Here is a 14,630-nt window from a genome sequence, read left to right as displayed (position 1 = left end):
GGTGACCCTGCCCTCGCTGAACCTATAAACGTTCATCCATTCGACCGCCCGCCTGGGGAGGCAAGATGAGCGATTACCGGAACCGGCTCGGCGCCTTCGCCATCACCCTGTCCGCCACGCTGCCAGGGATCGCGGGTCTGGCGCATGCCGACACGACGCTGACGATCGGCACGGTGAACAATGCCGACATGGTGCGCATGCAGGCGCTTTCGCCCGAGTACGAGAAAGCGCATCCGGGCGTGCACCTCAATTGGGTAGTGCTGGAAGAGAACACGCTGCGCCAGCGCCTCACCACGGACATCGCCACGCACGGCGGCCAGTTCGACGTGATCACGATCGGCGCTTACGAGGCGCCGCTGTGGGGCGCCCAGCGGTGGCTGAAACCCCTGGACAACCTGCCGGCCGACTACGCGGCCGACGACATCTTCAAGAACGTGCGCGAACAACTGACGGTGGACGGCCAGCTCTACGCGCTGCCCTTCTACGCCGAGGCCAGCATCACCTACTTCCGCACCGACCTGTTCGCGAAAGCGAACCTGACCATGCCGGCTGCGCCCACCTGGGACCAGATCCGTGGGTTCGCGCAGAAGCTCCACGATCCGGCGCACGGCGTGTATGGCATCTGCCTGCGAGGCAAGGCCGGCTGGGGCGAAAACATGGCCTTGCTCGGCACCATCGTGAACAGTTGGGGCGGCCGATGGTTCGACGAGGAGTGGAAGCCGCAGATCGACACGCCGGAGTGGCATCAGGCGGTGAATTTCTATGTCGACCTGCTATCGAAGTACGGCCCGCCCGGTCCTTCCGACAACGGATTCAACGAGAACCTCGCGCTGTTCTCCGCGGGGCGTTGCGCCATGTGGGTGGACGCGAGCGTGGGTGGCGGCACGGTGTCCAATCCGAAGGAGAGTTCGGTGGCGGGCAAGGTCGGCTTCGTACGCTCGCCACACCAAGTCACCGATCGTGGCTCGTCATGGCTGTGGGTGTGGTCGCTGGCGATTCCCGCCAGTTCCCGGCAAGCCGACGCCGCGCGCGATTTCATCCTGTGGGCCACGTCGAAGCCGTACCTGCGCATGGTCGCGGATAAATACGGCGAGGAATCCACGCCACCCGGCACACGTGAATCCACGTATGCCAACCAGGCCTACATCAAGGCCGCTCCTTTCGCGCAGGTGACCTACGATTCGCTGAAAGCGGTGGACCCCGCGCATCCGACGTTGAAGCCCGTCCCCTACAAGGGCATCCAGATCGTCTCGATTCCGGAGTTCCAGGCCGTCGCCACCCTGGTCGGACGGCAGATCGCCGGCGCGCTCGCCGGGCGCGGCAACGTGGACGAACTGCTGCATACGGCGCAGGGTGCCGTCGACCGCACCATGAAGCGCGCCGGGTACTACGACAAGAAACCGGTCATCCAGAAGGAGTCGCCGTGATGAACGCGCGCGTCCGCAAACGCCCGGAAAGGCTGCTCGCACAGCCGGCCATCCTCATGCTGCTGGTATGGATGATCGTGCCGCTGGCGATGACGTTGTACTTCTCCACGCAGTACTACAACCTCCTCTATCCGGGGAAATCGTCGTTCGTGGGCCTGGAGAACTTCGCTTACTTCTTCACCTATCCCAGCTTCTGGGCCTCCGTGTTCAACACCATCGTGCTGGTCGGCAGCGTGCTCGCCATCACCGTGGCCGGCGGCGTGCTGATCTCCGTGCTGGTCGACGAAACCTTTCCCGGGCAGGGCATCGTGCGCATGCTGCTTATCTCGCCGTTCTTCATCATGCCGACGGTGGCCGCGCTGGTCTGGAAGAACCTGCTGATGAACCCGGTATCCGGCTTCCTGGCCTGGATCTGGAAGCTGTTCGGCGCGACGCCCGTGAACTGGTTCGCCGACTGGCCGCTGCTCTCGGTGATCGTGGTCGTGTCATGGGAGTGGCTGCCGTTCGCCATCCTCATCTTCGTCACCGCGCTGCAATCGCTCGACCGCGAGCAGTTGGAAGCGGCGCGGATGGACGGGGCGCGCGGGATGGCGATCTTCCGTTATCTCACCTTGCCGCATCTGGCCAGGCCCATCGCGGTGGTGGTGATGGTCGAGGCGATCTTCCTGCTCAACATCTTCGCCGAGATCTACGTCACCACCAACGGTGGCCCGGGCGACGCGACCACCAACATACCGTTCCTCGTCTACACCCAGGCCCTGCTCGAATTCGACGTCGGCGCGGCATCGGCCGGAGGACTCGTCGCGGTGGTACTGGCCAACATCATGGCGGTGTTCCTGATCCGCCTGATCGGCAAGTCGTTGACGGCGCGTTGAGGAGGCCACCATGACACAGAAGAAACCCCAGCGCCGCCTCGCCCGCACCATCCGCGCGATCGCCTCGTGGATCGTCGCCCTCGTGGTGTTCTTTCCCATCCTCTGGATGCTGCTGACCAGCTTCAAGTCGGAGCTCGACGCTTTCAGCATGCCTCCGCATTTCCTGTTCACGCCAACGCTGGAGAACTACGAGCAGATCCTCGCCCGCGCGAATTACCTGCACTACGCGTGGAACTCGATCGTCACCGCGGGCGGCGCGACCATCCTCGGCATGATCGTGGCGGTGCCGGCGGCGTATGCCTTCGCCTATCACCCGACGAAGCGCACCAAGGACGTGCTGCTGTGGATGCTCTCGACGAAGATGCTCCCCGGTGTCGGCGTGCTCGTGCCCATCTACCTGATCTGCCGCGACCTGAACCTGCTGGACTCGAAGACCGCACTGGTCGTGATCTTCGCGCTGATCAACCTGCCGATCATGGTGTGGATGATCTACACGTACTTCCGCGACATTCCCTACGACATCCTGGAAGCGGCACGCATGGACGGTGCCAGCACATGGCAGACCATGTTCCGGGTGCTGATCCCGGTCAGCCGCGGCGGCCTCGCCTCGACCGCGCTGCTCTGCCTCATCCTGTCCTGGAACGAGGCGTTCTGGTCGCTCAACCTCACTACCGCCAACGCGGCGCCCCTGACGGCGCTGGTGGCCTCGTTCTCGAGTCCCGAGGGCTTGTTCTGGGCGAAGTTGTCCGCCGTGTCGACCCTGGCCTGCGCACCGATCCTCGTGCTCGGCTGGCTGTCGCAGCGCCAGCTCGTTCGCGGCCTCACCTTCGGCGCAGTCAAATAGGAGCCACACCCATGTCCCGTCTGGAAATACGTTCGCTGCGCAAGTCGTTCGAGGGCGTCGACGTCATCAAGGGCATCGACCTCGTGGTCGAGGATCGCGAGTTCTGCGTGTTCCTCGGCCCGTCCGGCTGCGGCAAGTCGACGACGTTGCGCCTGATCGCCGGCCTGGAGGAAGCCGACGACGGGCAGATCCTGCTCGACCAGGACGACATCACCGATCGTGCGGTCGACAAGCGCGACCTCGCGATGGTGTTCCAGAGTTATGCGCTCTACCCGCATATGACGGTGCGCGAGAACATGTCGTTCGCCCTGAAGCTGGCGAAGATGGACCCGCGCGTGATCGACGAGAAAGTCGCGCGCGCGACGAAGATCCTCGCCCTGGAGCCTTACCTGGAGCGCAAGCCCTCCGCGCTCTCCGGCGGGCAACGGCAGCGCGTGGCGATCGGACGCGCGATCACCCGCGAGCCGCGCGTCTTCCTGTTCGACGAGCCGCTGTCCAACCTCGACGCCGCGCTGCGGGCGGCCACCCGCCTGGAGATCGCGCGGCTGCACCAGGAACTCAACGCCACGATGATCTACGTGACACACGACCAGGTCGAGGCGATGACGCTGGCCGACCGTATCGCCATCTTCAGCGAGGGACGCATCGAGCAGATCGGCAAGCCGATGGATCTCTACCGCAGACCGGTGAATCGGTTCGTCGCCGGTTTCCTGGGCATGCCGCGAATGAATTTCCTCGATGCCACGACGGAAGGTGGCGCGTTCCGCCTTCGCAACGGCAATACCGTCGCCGTGCCGGGCGCGTCGTCGACCCCAGGCGAGGTCACCATCGGCATTCGTCCGGAACACCTGCAAGTCTGCGATGGAGACGGCACCGGCGAAACCGTCAACGGCAAGCTCACCGTCGTCGAGCGGCTGGGCAGCGAGACCTATGCCTATGTCGACGTACCGCAGGTCGGTCCGGTCACGGTGCGTGCCGATGGTGACTTCGACCGCCGCGCGGGCCGCGATATCTGCATCCGCCTGGACCTCACCCATGCGCATCTCTTCGATACCTCCGGTGTCGCCATTCACCATCCGTAAGAACCCGCCATGCCCGTTTCCCTGAGCAACGACATCCTCGATCGACTGCCCGCCGGCATCGAACCGCCGCCCTTCGACCGGCGCACGGTGACAGCCGGCATCGCGCATATCGGCGTCGGCGCCTTCCATCGCGCGCACCTGGCCATCTACACGAACCGCGTGCTCGCCGATGAGGCCATGCGCGAGTGGGGCATCGTCGGCATCAACCTGCTCGAACACGATGCGCCACTGGCCGACGCCCTGATGGCACAGGACGGCCTGTATTCCGTCAGCGAGTTCGATGCCAGGGGTGTGCGCACGACCCGCCTCGTAGGAGCCATGGTGGATTACCTCTATGCGCCCCGCGACGGCTCCCGGGTGCTCGACCGCCTCGCCGATCCCTCCATCCGGATCGTCTCGCTGACCATCACCGAGGGTGGCTACCTTATCGACGAACACGGAAACTTCCGCGTGGACGACGAGACGGTGGCGCACGACCTGGCGCATCCCGCCTCGCCACGCGGGGTCTTCGGCTACCTCGTGGGTGCGTTGGAACGGCGCCGCTCCGCCGGCGTTCCCGCGTTCACCGTGATGTCGTGCGACAACCTCCGGCATAACGGTGCGCAGGCGAAGAAGGCCGTGCTGGCGTTCGCGCGGGCCCGTTCGCCCGAACTCGCCACATGGATCGAGCGGCACGTGGACTTCCCCAACGCGATGGTCGATCGCATCACCCCCGCGACGACACCGGCCGTGCGCGAGCGGTTGAATGCCGCCACCGGACTCGACGACCGGGCGCCTGTGGTCTGCGAAGACTTCATCCAGTGGGTGCTCGAGGACACGTTCCGCCAGGGCCGCCCGGCTTGGGAGAACCATGGCGTGCAGATCGTGGCCGATGTGTCGCCCTATGAGGACGCGAAGATCCGGCTGCTCAATGGTTCTCACCAGATGCTCTCGTACCCGGCCTTCCTCGCGGGGCACCGGCGAGTGGACGTGGCCGTGAAGGATCCTCTGTTCCACCGCTATCTCTCGGATTTCCTCGACCGTGACGCGGGCGTGTGGCTGTCCTCGCTGCCGGGCATGGACCTGGAACCGTACAAGAAGAAGCTGCTGGAGCGCTTCAGCAACGCGTCGATCGCCGACCAGCTCGACCGGCTCTGCCTCGACGGTGGTTCCAAAATTCCGGGCTTCCTGGGGCCCACGATCACGGCCTGCCTGGAGCATGGCAACGACGCCCGCCGCCTGGCCTTCCTCCTTGCCGCGTTCGACCGCTATGTTCGCGTGGGCAAGGACGACAACGGAGAGACTTATCCGCTGCGCGAACCGAACGCGATGCGCCTGGTCCAGCCGATGATCGACAGCGGTTCGAAGGACACCCTGATCGAAAGCGTCGAACTGGTGGGGCCTCTACCGGCCAGGGACCCGCGTTTCCGCAAGCAATACGACACCTGCGTCGAGGCCCTCTCATCGCATGGCGTACGGTGGACGCTGGAGCGGCTCGACACCCTCCTCGACTGAAGCTTTACGGGGTGTACCCGGGGACTTCACCCCTGCCAACCTAGGTTGAATGCCAACATGGTCGACTGGAGTCCAGAGATGCCTTACACCCCGACAAATCCCCAACCGCCGTTCGCCGAACCGGGAAAGAACCGTCCTGAAGATGAGATCCGCAAGCCGGGAAGCTATAAACCCGAGCGCGACGCGGACCCGGAGCCACCCGTGGACGACGACCCGATCGAGCCATTGGAGCGTTAAAGACGCTCGCCCGGCGTGAGCGACTCTTATGGGAGCGGCTTCAGTGTGGGAGCCGCTTCAGCGGCGATGGGTGCTAGCCGCAACCTGGCCCGCTGCCGCGGGATCGCCGACAAGGTCGGCTTCCACCAGAGCGGTGTGTGGGAGTCTGGTAAGCCGGTGTGGGAGCCGACCTTGTCGGCGATTCGCGCCGCCGGGTCGGCTAGACTTCTCGCATGAGCCCCACCTCCCGCAAACCCTCGCCGCGGCGCAAGGCGACGCCTTCCCACCGCAAGATCGCTGCGTCGACGCCCGTCTCCCGCCCCGCCGACGCCTCGACCAACGCCGAGCGCGTGCTCGCCTTCCTCCTGAAGGGCTTGCCGCCCGCGCGGCGCGAGAAGGTTCACGCTTACCTCGTGCTCACCCGCATGGACCGGCCCATCGGCGCACTGTTGCTGATGTGGCCGACCTGGTGGGCGCTGTGGCTCGCGGCGAAGGATTTCCCGCCGGTCGGCCCGCTGGTCATCTTCACCCTCGGCGTGTTCGCCATGCGCTCGGCGGGCTGCGCCATCAACGACTATGCCGACCGCAAACTGGATCCGCAGGTGGCACGCACGGCTGGCCGGCCCATCGCCAGCGGACGGGTGACACCGCGCGAGGCGCTGTACATCTTCGCTGGCTTGCTGGTGTTCTCGTTCGTGCTTGTGCTGTTCACCAACAAGCTCACGATCCTGCTTTCGTTCGCCGGCGCCGCGCTCGCCGCCGTCTACCCGTTCACCAAGCGCTACACGAACCTGCCCCAGGTGGTACTCGGCGCCGCGTTCGGCTGGTCGATACCTATGGCCTTCGCCGCCGTGACCGACAGCGTGCCGCCGGTGGCCTGGCTGCTGTTCATCGCCAACATCCTGTGGTCGGTGATCTACGACACCGAATACGCGATGGTCGACCGCGACGAGGACATCAGGGCCGGCGCGAAGTCCACGGCGATCCTGTTCGCCGATGCGGACCTGGTCATCATCGGCGTCCTCATGGGCACCTTCCTGCTGGCGATGCTGCTGGTGGGTACGCGCTCGGCGCTGGGTTGGCCGTACTGGATCGGGCTCGCCACCACCGCTGGCTTGTTCGGCTACCAGCAATGGATCATGCGCGACCGCGATCGCACGGCTTGCCTCACCGCGTTCCGCCACAACAACTGGGTCGGCCTCGCCTTGTGGCTCGGGATCGTCATCGCCCTCGCCTTGTGACCGCCATCACAGGCTGAGGCGGCCGTCATCATTTCGCTCGATTGAAATGGGACCGTCATGAAATCTCAGCCGTTCCGTCATCGGTAACGCATAAGTTCCTGCGGGTCGCGGGCTTCCAGCCCCCACTCCCCCGGAAGACAAAAAGATGCGTAAGACCCTGCTCAGCCGTGCCGTGCGCGCGGCGCTCGCCGGCGCGTTGCTCGTTTCCGCCACCATCCACGCCGAGGACGGCAATCCGCAGAAGAAGACCACCGACCTCGACAACGTCGTGGTCACGGCACGTTCCGGCGTGGAAACGCGGACCAAGGCCGAAACCAGCTACTCGATCACCACGATCGACGAGGACCGCCTGCGCATGCAGGCACCCACCAGCGTCACCGAGGCGGTGAAGTCCGTGCCCGGGTTCTGGGTGGAATCGTCCGGCGGCGAGGCGTCCGGCAACATCCGCGCCCGCGGCATTCCGGTCGATGGCTACGGCTCGGTCACGCTGCTCGAAGACGGTATTCCCGTACAGCACGATCCCGCACTGGGTTATCTGAACGCCGATCAGGCCTTCCGCCTCGACGAGACGATCGAGCGCGTGGAGGTAGTCCGCGGTGGCCCCTCGTCCGTGTTCTATTCCAATGCGCCGGCCGGCGCGATCAACTTCATTCCGCGCAAGGTCGGCGACACGGCGGAAGGCCTGGTGAAGTACACGGTCGGCAATTATTCGCTGAACCGGCTCGATTTCTGGTACGGCACGCCGATCGGTGGTGGCTGGAAGCTCGGCGTCGGCGGCTTCTGGCGCGTGGACGATGGCGTGCGCCGCCCGCAGTTCAACGCCGACGACGGTGGCCAGTTGCGCGCGACGCTATCGAAGCAGCTCGAGCACGGCGACATCAGCTTCGACGTGAAGCACATGGACGACAAGGTCGCCCTGTATCTGGGCATACCGATGCGCACCAACGGGAACGGCGACATTCGAGCGGTACCCGGCTTCAACGGCAACTACGGCACCCTGGCCGGACCCGAAACCGAACATGTGCAGATGCGCGAGGCCGGCGGCGGCCTCTACGACTTCGACAATACCGAAGGGACGCACGTGAAGCGCACCCAGGTGTCGTTCAAGTTCGACCACGACCTGGGCGACGACTGGAAGCTGGCCGAGTCGATGCGCTACAGCACCACCGACACGCAACGCAACGGCGTATTCCCGAACGCCTTGCAGAGCGCCAGCTCGTTCATCGCGCAGGACGGCAAGCGCCTGTCCGCCATCCCGGGCGCCTCCGCGCTGCAGTTCCGCTACGTGGACAACCCCTCGCAGGTCTTCAACGTGGCCAACCAGAATGGCAACGGCCTGGTGGTGACCGAAGGTTTGCGCGGTGTCACCCTGCCCGTGGACGAGTTCATCAACGACACGCGCGTGCTGCGCAAGTTCGAGTTCGGCGACCAGAGCCACGACGTGACCTTCGGCTATTACCACGCCAATTTCGAGCAGGACTTCGACCGGTATTCGTCCACCGTGCTGACCGACGCTCGGGACAATGCGCGGCTGCTCGACCTCGTTGGCGTGGACGCCAATGGCAACGTCCTCGGTTCGCTGACCGACCATGGCTTCTATCGCTATGGATACGAGTGGGAGCACGCCAGCGGAAAGTCGAAAACCAATGCGTTCTACGCCTCCGACGAATGGCAGGTCACGCCGGAGCTGCGCATCGACGGCGGCGTGCGCTGGGAGAAGGTGAACGTGCAGGGATACACGGAAGGCAAGCAGACCGTCGACATCGGAGGCTCCCCCGCGGCCACCCAGGTACTCACGGGCAACGGCCAGTTCACCCATTACGACCAGTCGTTCGACAAGACCGGTTGGACGCTCGGTGCGAACTGGCAGTTTTCGCCCCGTCAGGGCCTTTTCGCGCGCTGGACCTCGGCGTTCCGCCTGCCCAACCTCAGCACCTACATCACCAACCCGACGGCGACGCCGCTGCTGCAGACGATGGACCTGGCCGAAGCGGGCTGGAAGTACAGCGACCGTTTCATGGACCTCTATGCGACGGCGTTCTACACCAAGTACGACAACGTCAGCTTCACCAACAACGTATTCGATCGCAACGGCAACACCTCGACGCCGCAGACCGGCTACGCGAACACCAAGACCTATGGCCTCGAACTCGAAGGCACGCTGTACCCCACGAAGTGGTTCGACGTGCAGTTCAATGCGACGTTGCAGGACCCGAAGTACAAGGGCCTGAGCTATACCGACGTGGTGGCCGGCGCACCGGTGCTGCGTGACTACGACGACAACCAGCTGATCCGCGTCCCCAAGGTCAGCTATCGCATCGTGCCTGGTGTCAACCTGCTCGACGGCCGCCTGCGGCTGCAGGTGTCGTACGAACATGAAGGCAAGCGTTACGTCGATACCGCCAATTCCGTCGTGCTGCCTTCCTATCATGTGGTCGGCGCGAGCGCACGCTACGATGCGACGCCGCAGCTCTCGCTGTTCCTGTACGCGGACAACATCACCAATTCGCTCGGGCTCACGGAAGGCAACCCGCGCGCGGGCGAACTGGCGAGCTCCGATGCCGGCGCGAACACGTTCATCGCCCGTCCGCTGCTGGGCCGCTCGTTCCGCCTCGCCGCGATGTACCGTTTCTGATGCGCGCCCTGATCGCCCTCCTGCTGTCCTGCTTCGCCGCCGTCGCCGTGGCCGCCGAGCGGGCGCCAGACCTCGTCCTCCGGGGCGAGCTTTCCGGCGCCGACCAGCACACCTATCGGGAGGTGCCGTTCGACGTGCCCAAGGGCACGTCGCGGATCACCATCGACGTCGACTACACGGGACGCGAGGAACGCACGACGATCGACCTGGGCCTGCTCGGGCCGGGTGGGTTCGAATCGCAGGATGGCTTTCGCGGCTGGAGTGGCGGCAGCAAGCGGCGCTTCACCGTCTCGGCCACCGACGCCACGGCGTCCTTCCTTCCCGGGGCGATCGTGCCCGGGCGGTGGCGGCTGCTCCTGGGCATCCCGAATATCCGCCCCATCGCGAAGGCCACCTACACGGCCCGGGTATGGCTCTCCGGCGACGACGAAGGCTTTGGGCCCGAGCATGGGCTGACCTCACCCTTGTCCACGGACGACCGCTGGTACCGCGGTGATCTGCACATGCATTCAGCGCACAGCGACGGCAACTGCCTCAACGCGTCAGGCACGAAGAAGGTGCCTTGCCCGTTGTTCTTCACGGTGGCTTCCGCCGCGAAGCGCGGCCTCGATTTCATCGCCGTGTCCGAGCACAACACGATGTCGCAGGTGTCCGAGCTGCGTGAAATGCAGCCCTATTTCGATACCATGCTGCTGATTCCGGCGCGCGAGATCACCACGTTCTCCGGACACGCCAACCTCTTCGGCGTTTCCCGCACCGTCGACTTCCGCGTGGGAAGCAAGCAGGTGCCGGACTGGAACACGCTGCTGGCCGACGTCGCCCGGGCGCACGGGTTGATCTCGATCAACCATCCGCGCCGGCCGAACGACGAGACCTGCATGGGATGCGGGTTCACGCCGCTCGCGCCCATGGACATGCATGGATTCCAGGCGATCGAAGCAGTGAACGGCGGCGATGTCGAGCGCGCCGATACCGGTATTCCGTTCTGGGAAGCCCAGTTGAACGCGGGGCTGCGCATCACCGCCATTGGCGGAAGCGACAGTCACGTCGGCACCGACGACCCGCGTGATCGATTCGCTGGCGTGATCGGCACGCCGACGACGGTCGTGCACGCACGCGAACTATCGATGCAAGGCATCCTCGATGGTATCCGCGCGGGGCATGTGTTCGTCGACACGGAAGGGACGCGCGATCGTGTGCTGGACGTACTTGCAAGCAGTGGTCCCGCGCGTGCCGGCATGGGCGATGCGATCGCGGTGAAAGACGGTGCGACACTGCGCATGAATGTGCGCACGAAAGCGCTTCAAGGGCGCGAGATCGCGGTGACGTTGGATGGCAAGCCCTTCGAGGGCGTGCCGGTGAAGCGGATACCGTCGAACGGTGAGCTGTCGTTCGACTGGGTGAGCGACGGCAAGCCGCACTGGATGCGCGTGGATGTTCGCTCGGCGGAAGGCAAGGTGCTGATCCTGGGCAATCCGGTGTATGTGAATCACTAGAGCATCGCCAGCGGCGTCCGCGCCAACGCCCACACATCCACCCGCTCGACACCCACCGCCAGCAATACCCGCGCACACTCCGCGATCGTCGCTCCCGTCGTCATCACATCGTCGACCACCGCGACGTGCTTCTGCGGCGGCACGCGGCTCACCGCGAACGCACCACGCACATTGCCGGCGCGGGCGGCCGCGTCGAGATCCGTCTGCGCGTCCGTCATCCGAACGCGGCACAGCACGTCGTGCGCGAGAGGCAACCGATAGCGCCGTGCCATCGGCCTCGCCAGTTCCAACGCCTGGTTATAGCCGCGGGTGCGCAACCGGCGTCCATGTAGCGGTACCGGCACGATCAACTCCGGCATGAGCGGTGGCGGTCCCGCTTCCATCCAGCAGGCGGAGAGGACACGCCCCGCGGCAAGGCTTCCGCCGAACTTGAAGCGCATCTCCAGCGTGTCGAGCGGCCACGCGTAGGCGAACGGCACCCACACGTCCGCCCAGGGCCGCGGATGCGTACGGCAAGCCCCGCACTCCGGAGTCGGCTGGGCCAGGGGAAGCGCGCAACGGCCACACGAAGACACATTGCCGATCAACATGGACCGGCAACCGGCGCACAGTTCAAGGCCGCCCCGGCCGCTGGCGGCGCAGAGCAGGCAACGTGGCGGCAGGAAGAAACGCCCCGCCTGCGCCATTCGTTCCTTCCAGGGCAACGCGTCCATGCGAGACGGGCGTCCTAGGGGCGGCGGAACATGGCGGCGTCGACGATCGACCACAGGTGGATGATCCAGCCCAGCCAGATGACCCACAGCACCGCGGCGAGCACGAACATGACCAACGCCTTGAAGACGCGTCCCTGTACCAGTTGGCCCAGGCCCGGGATGAAGAAACTGCAGATCGCGGCAAGCACGTTGCCGCTGCTGCCCTGTCCATCGCTCATCGGTCACCTCCTCGTGGGGTTCGCCGCCATCGTACGGCAGGGGCTGGCATCCGCGATGTCAACCTAGTAACAGCCGTTAAGGTTGACAGTGCGCCCCGGCGTTTCCACACTGCGCGCGTTCGCTCCCGGGAAACCACCATGACCGCAGCCATCCGCCACGACTGGTCCCGCGAAGAGGTCGAGAACCTTTTCGCCTTGCCGTTCAACGACCTGCTCTTTACCGCGCAGACCGTCCACCGGCAGTACCACGACCCCAACGCGGTGCAGGTCTCGACCCTGCTCTCGATCAAGACGGGCGGCTGTCCTGAAGATTGCGCCTACTGCCCGCAGGCGGCGCGCTACGCCACGGGTGTGAAGGCCGAGAAACTGATGAGCGTCGAGGCGGTTCTGGCCAAGGCGCAGGCCGCCAAGGACGCGGGCGCGAGCCGCTTCTGCATGGGCGCCGCCTGGCGCTCACCCAAGGACCGTGACGTCGCCAAGGTCGCCGAGATCGTCAGCGCGGTGAAATCGCTGGGCCTGCAGACCTGCGCCACCCTGGGCATGCTCAGCCAGCCGCAGGCGGACACGCTGAAGGCGGCGGGCCTGGATTTCTACAACCACAACCTGGACACCTCGCCGGACTTCTACGGCGAGATCATCCACACGCGCGAGTACCAGGATCGCCTGGATACCCTCGAACACGTGCGCGAGGCCGGGCTGCGAACCTGTTGTGGCGGCATCGTGGGCATGGGCGAATCGCGCGCGCAGCGTGCCGGGCTACTGGCGACGCTCGCGAACCTTCCCGAGCATCCGGAGTCGGTGCCGATCAACCGGCTGGTACAGGTCGCAGGCACGCCGTTGGCCGGTACCGAGGCACTCGACCCGTTCGAGTTCGTGCGCAGCATCGCCGTCGCCCGGATCCTCATGCCCGCTTCGGTGGTGCGCCTCTCCGCCGGCCGGGAGAGCATGGATGACGCGTTGCAGGCCCTTTGCTTCGCCGCTGGCGCCAATTCCATCTTCTACGGCGAAAAGCTGCTGACCACCGGCAACCCCGACGTCGAGCACGATCGCCGCCTGTTCGAACGCCTCGGCCTCAAGCCGATGGACGTCGAGGTCGAACCAGGCACGGTGCACGCCGACATCGTCGCGCACGAGCACGCCGTCGCGTGAACCGCCCCGATCTCCGAGCGCGCATGGAAGCCGCCCGGACCGGACGCGTGCAGGCCGGGCTGCTACGGCGAAGCCGTACCTGCGACGTGCTGGGCGGTGACCGGCGTCTCGTGGGCGGGCGCGTGCTCGCGGATTTCTGCGGCAACGATTACCTCGGCCTGGCGGGGGCACCGCCATCTCGTCGCCGCCCTGACCCGCACGGCCACCGCCGAGGGCGTTGGCACCGGCGCGGCGCACCTGGTGGCGGGGCACCGAGGTGAACACGCGGCGTTGGAGGAAGAGCTGGCCGACTGGACCGGGCGCCAGCGGGCCCTGCTGTTCTCCACCGGGGTCATGGCCAATCTGGGCGCCTTGCAGGCCTTGCTCGGCGCCGGCGCGATGCCCGTGCCCGGCAGGCCGTCGGCCCTTTGCGTCCAGGACCGGCTCAACCACGCCAGCCTGATCGACGGCGCCCAACTGGCGGGCGCCGAACTGCGCCGCTATCCCCACGCCGATGCCGGGGGCGCGACCCGCCAGCTCGACGCCCGTCCCGGACTGCCCGCACTGGTAGCCACCGATGGCGTCTTCAGCATGGATGGCGACGTGGCTCCGCTGGCGGCGCTCGCCGCCGTCTGCCGGGAACGCGGCGCGATGCTCTACGTCGACGATGCCCACGGGCTCGGCGTGATGGGACCACAGGGGGGTGGCTCGGTCGCCGCCGCCGGACTGGACGCTACCGACGTGCCCGTCCTCATGGGAACGCTGGGCAAGGCCCTGGGCTGCGCGGGCGCCTTCGTGGCGGGCGATGCCGCCGTCATCGAGGCGATCGCCCAGTTCGCCCGCACCTACGTCTATACGACCGCCATGCCGGCGGCACTCGCGTCCGCCACGCGAGCCGCCCTGCGTCTCGTGCGGAAGGATCCGGAAGGCCGGCGCGACCGCCTGCTGGCCAATGTTGCGCGCTTCCGCGCCGGCGCCGCCCAGCTCGGCCTGCGCCTGATGCCCTCGGCCACCGCCATCCAGCCCCTTCTCATGGGCACCGCGGAGGCCGCCATGAGCGCCGCCGCGGCGCTGGAGGCCGCCGGATTCCTGGTCGTGGCGATTCGTCCTCCGACCGTGCCGACAGGCGGAGCGCGCCTGCGCATCACCCTGTCGGCGACGCACGCGCCGGACCGGATCGACGCCCTCCTGGACGCCCTGGCCCGCTTGCCCCGCCCCCTGGAAAGCGCGGCCGTATAATGGGCGGTCACACCCGCCGGTC

The 14,630-nt window shown here is 66.2% G+C and carries 12 protein-coding genes and 1 pseudogene; 11 read left to right on the top strand and 2 right to left on the bottom strand.

Annotated elements, in window-relative coordinates:
• Positions 1-65 precede the first annotated feature (65 nt).
• From QFZ41_RS11145 to QFZ41_RS11105, 9 genes are all read left to right on the top strand, one after another.
• Entirely contained in the window at positions 66-1,427 is a 1,362-nt protein-coding gene (locus tag QFZ41_RS11145; RefSeq protein WP_429198838.1) for an ABC transporter substrate-binding protein, read from the top strand.
• Complete coding sequence (locus QFZ41_RS11140) at positions 1,427-2,302, top strand: carbohydrate ABC transporter permease (protein WP_429198837.1); 876 nt, start codon at positions 1,427-1,429, stop codon at positions 2,300-2,302. Before QFZ41_RS11145 ends, QFZ41_RS11140 begins: the two co-directional genes overlap by 1 nt.
• A gap of 10 nt (positions 2,303-2,312) precedes the next feature.
• Complete coding sequence (locus tag QFZ41_RS11135) at positions 2,313-3,146, top strand: carbohydrate ABC transporter permease (protein WP_429198836.1); 834 nt, start codon at positions 2,313-2,315, stop codon at positions 3,144-3,146.
• Between the two features lie 11 nt (positions 3,147-3,157).
• Positions 3,158-4,228: an ABC transporter ATP-binding protein gene (locus QFZ41_RS11130; protein ID WP_429198835.1), complete on the top strand. Its 1,071-nt coding sequence runs from the start codon at positions 3,158-3,160 to the stop codon at positions 4,226-4,228.
• A 9-nt stretch (positions 4,229-4,237) separates the two neighbouring features.
• Positions 4,238-5,722 carry a mannitol dehydrogenase family protein gene (locus QFZ41_RS11125; protein ID WP_429198834.1) on the top strand — a complete coding sequence of 495 codons (1,485 nt, stop codon included), beginning with the start codon at positions 4,238-4,240 and terminating at the stop codon, positions 5,720-5,722.
• A 78-nt stretch (positions 5,723-5,800) separates the two neighbouring features.
• Positions 5,801-5,959, top strand: a complete 159-nt coding sequence (locus QFZ41_RS11120) for a hypothetical protein (protein WP_429198833.1) — start codon at positions 5,801-5,803, stop codon at positions 5,957-5,959.
• 212 nt (positions 5,960-6,171) lie between these two features.
• A complete protein-coding gene (ubiA, locus tag QFZ41_RS11115; RefSeq protein ID WP_429198832.1) occupies positions 6,172-7,179 on the top strand; it encodes a 4-hydroxybenzoate octaprenyltransferase in 1,008 nt (335 codons plus the stop codon).
• Between the two features lie 145 nt (positions 7,180-7,324).
• Entirely contained in the window at positions 7,325-9,814 is a 2,490-nt protein-coding gene (locus QFZ41_RS11110) for a TonB-dependent receptor (RefSeq protein WP_429198831.1), read from the top strand.
• The gene (locus QFZ41_RS11105) at positions 9,814-11,310 is read left to right on the top strand and encodes a CehA/McbA family metallohydrolase (protein ID WP_429198830.1); all 1,497 of its coding nucleotides are present in this window, start codon (positions 9,814-9,816) and stop codon (positions 11,308-11,310) included. Before QFZ41_RS11110 ends, QFZ41_RS11105 begins: the two co-directional genes overlap by 1 nt.
• Here the strand turns inward: QFZ41_RS11105 and QFZ41_RS11100 are convergent.
• Positions 11,307-12,023 (bottom strand): ComF family protein, encoded by a 717-nt coding sequence (locus QFZ41_RS11100; RefSeq protein ID WP_429198829.1) that lies wholly within the window; start codon positions 12,021-12,023, stop codon positions 11,307-11,309. The two genes, QFZ41_RS11105 and QFZ41_RS11100, sit on opposite strands and share 4 nt — an antisense overlap.
• Before the next feature lie 14 nt (positions 12,024-12,037).
• Positions 12,038-12,241 carry a hypothetical protein gene (locus QFZ41_RS11095; RefSeq protein WP_306848922.1) on the bottom strand — a complete coding sequence of 68 codons (204 nt, stop codon included), beginning with the start codon at positions 12,239-12,241 and terminating at the stop codon, positions 12,038-12,040.
• 138 nt (positions 12,242-12,379) lie between these two features.
• Here QFZ41_RS11095 and bioB point away from each other — a divergent pair, with 138 nt between their 5' ends.
• A complete protein-coding gene (gene bioB, locus QFZ41_RS11090; RefSeq protein ID WP_429198828.1) occupies positions 12,380-13,390 on the top strand; it encodes a biotin synthase BioB in 1,011 nt (336 codons plus the stop codon).
• Positions 13,387-14,608: pseudogene (locus QFZ41_RS11085) on the top strand (aminotransferase class I/II-fold pyridoxal phosphate-dependent enzyme). The gene bioB and the pseudogene QFZ41_RS11085 overlap by 4 nt, the downstream one beginning before the upstream one ends.
• Positions 14,609-14,630: the final 22 nt, after the last annotated feature.

This window comes from Luteibacter sp. W1I16 (assembly GCF_050434905.1).
Taxonomy (GTDB): Bacteria; Pseudomonadota; Gammaproteobacteria; order Xanthomonadales; family Rhodanobacteraceae; genus Luteibacter.
The sequence above is the reverse complement of the archived record's forward strand: the minus strand, read 5'-3'. Positions and strand labels throughout refer to the sequence as shown.

Bases quoted from the DNA above. Each gene is read 5' to 3' on its own strand.
- QFZ41_RS11145 (WP_429198838.1), top strand. From the start codon at position 66: ATGAGCGATTACCGGAACCGGCTCGGCGCCTTCGCCATCACCCTGTCC.
- QFZ41_RS11140 (WP_429198837.1), top strand. From the start codon at position 1,427: ATGAACGCGCGCGTCCGCAAACGCCCGGAAAGGCTGCTCGCACAGCCG.
- QFZ41_RS11135 (WP_429198836.1), top strand. From the start codon at position 2,313: ATGACACAGAAGAAACCCCAGCGCCGCCTCGCCCGCACCATCCGCGCG.
- QFZ41_RS11130 (WP_429198835.1), top strand. From the start codon at position 3,158: ATGTCCCGTCTGGAAATACGTTCGCTGCGCAAGTCGTTCGAGGGCGTC.
- QFZ41_RS11125 (WP_429198834.1), top strand. From the start codon at position 4,238: ATGCCCGTTTCCCTGAGCAACGACATCCTCGATCGACTGCCCGCCGGC.
- QFZ41_RS11120 (WP_429198833.1), top strand. From the start codon at position 5,801: ATGCCTTACACCCCGACAAATCCCCAACCGCCGTTCGCCGAACCGGGA.
- ubiA (WP_429198832.1), top strand. From the start codon at position 6,172: ATGAGCCCCACCTCCCGCAAACCCTCGCCGCGGCGCAAGGCGACGCCT.
- QFZ41_RS11110 (WP_429198831.1), top strand. From the start codon at position 7,325: ATGCGTAAGACCCTGCTCAGCCGTGCCGTGCGCGCGGCGCTCGCCGGC.
- QFZ41_RS11105 (WP_429198830.1), top strand. From the start codon at position 9,814: ATGCGCGCCCTGATCGCCCTCCTGCTGTCCTGCTTCGCCGCCGTCGCC.
- QFZ41_RS11100 (WP_429198829.1), bottom strand. From the start codon at position 12,023: ATGGACGCGTTGCCCTGGAAGGAACGAATGGCGCAGGCGGGGCGTTTC.
- QFZ41_RS11095 (WP_306848922.1), bottom strand. From the start codon at position 12,241: ATGAGCGATGGACAGGGCAGCAGCGGCAACGTGCTTGCCGCGATCTGC.
- bioB (WP_429198828.1), top strand. From the start codon at position 12,380: ATGACCGCAGCCATCCGCCACGACTGGTCCCGCGAAGAGGTCGAGAAC.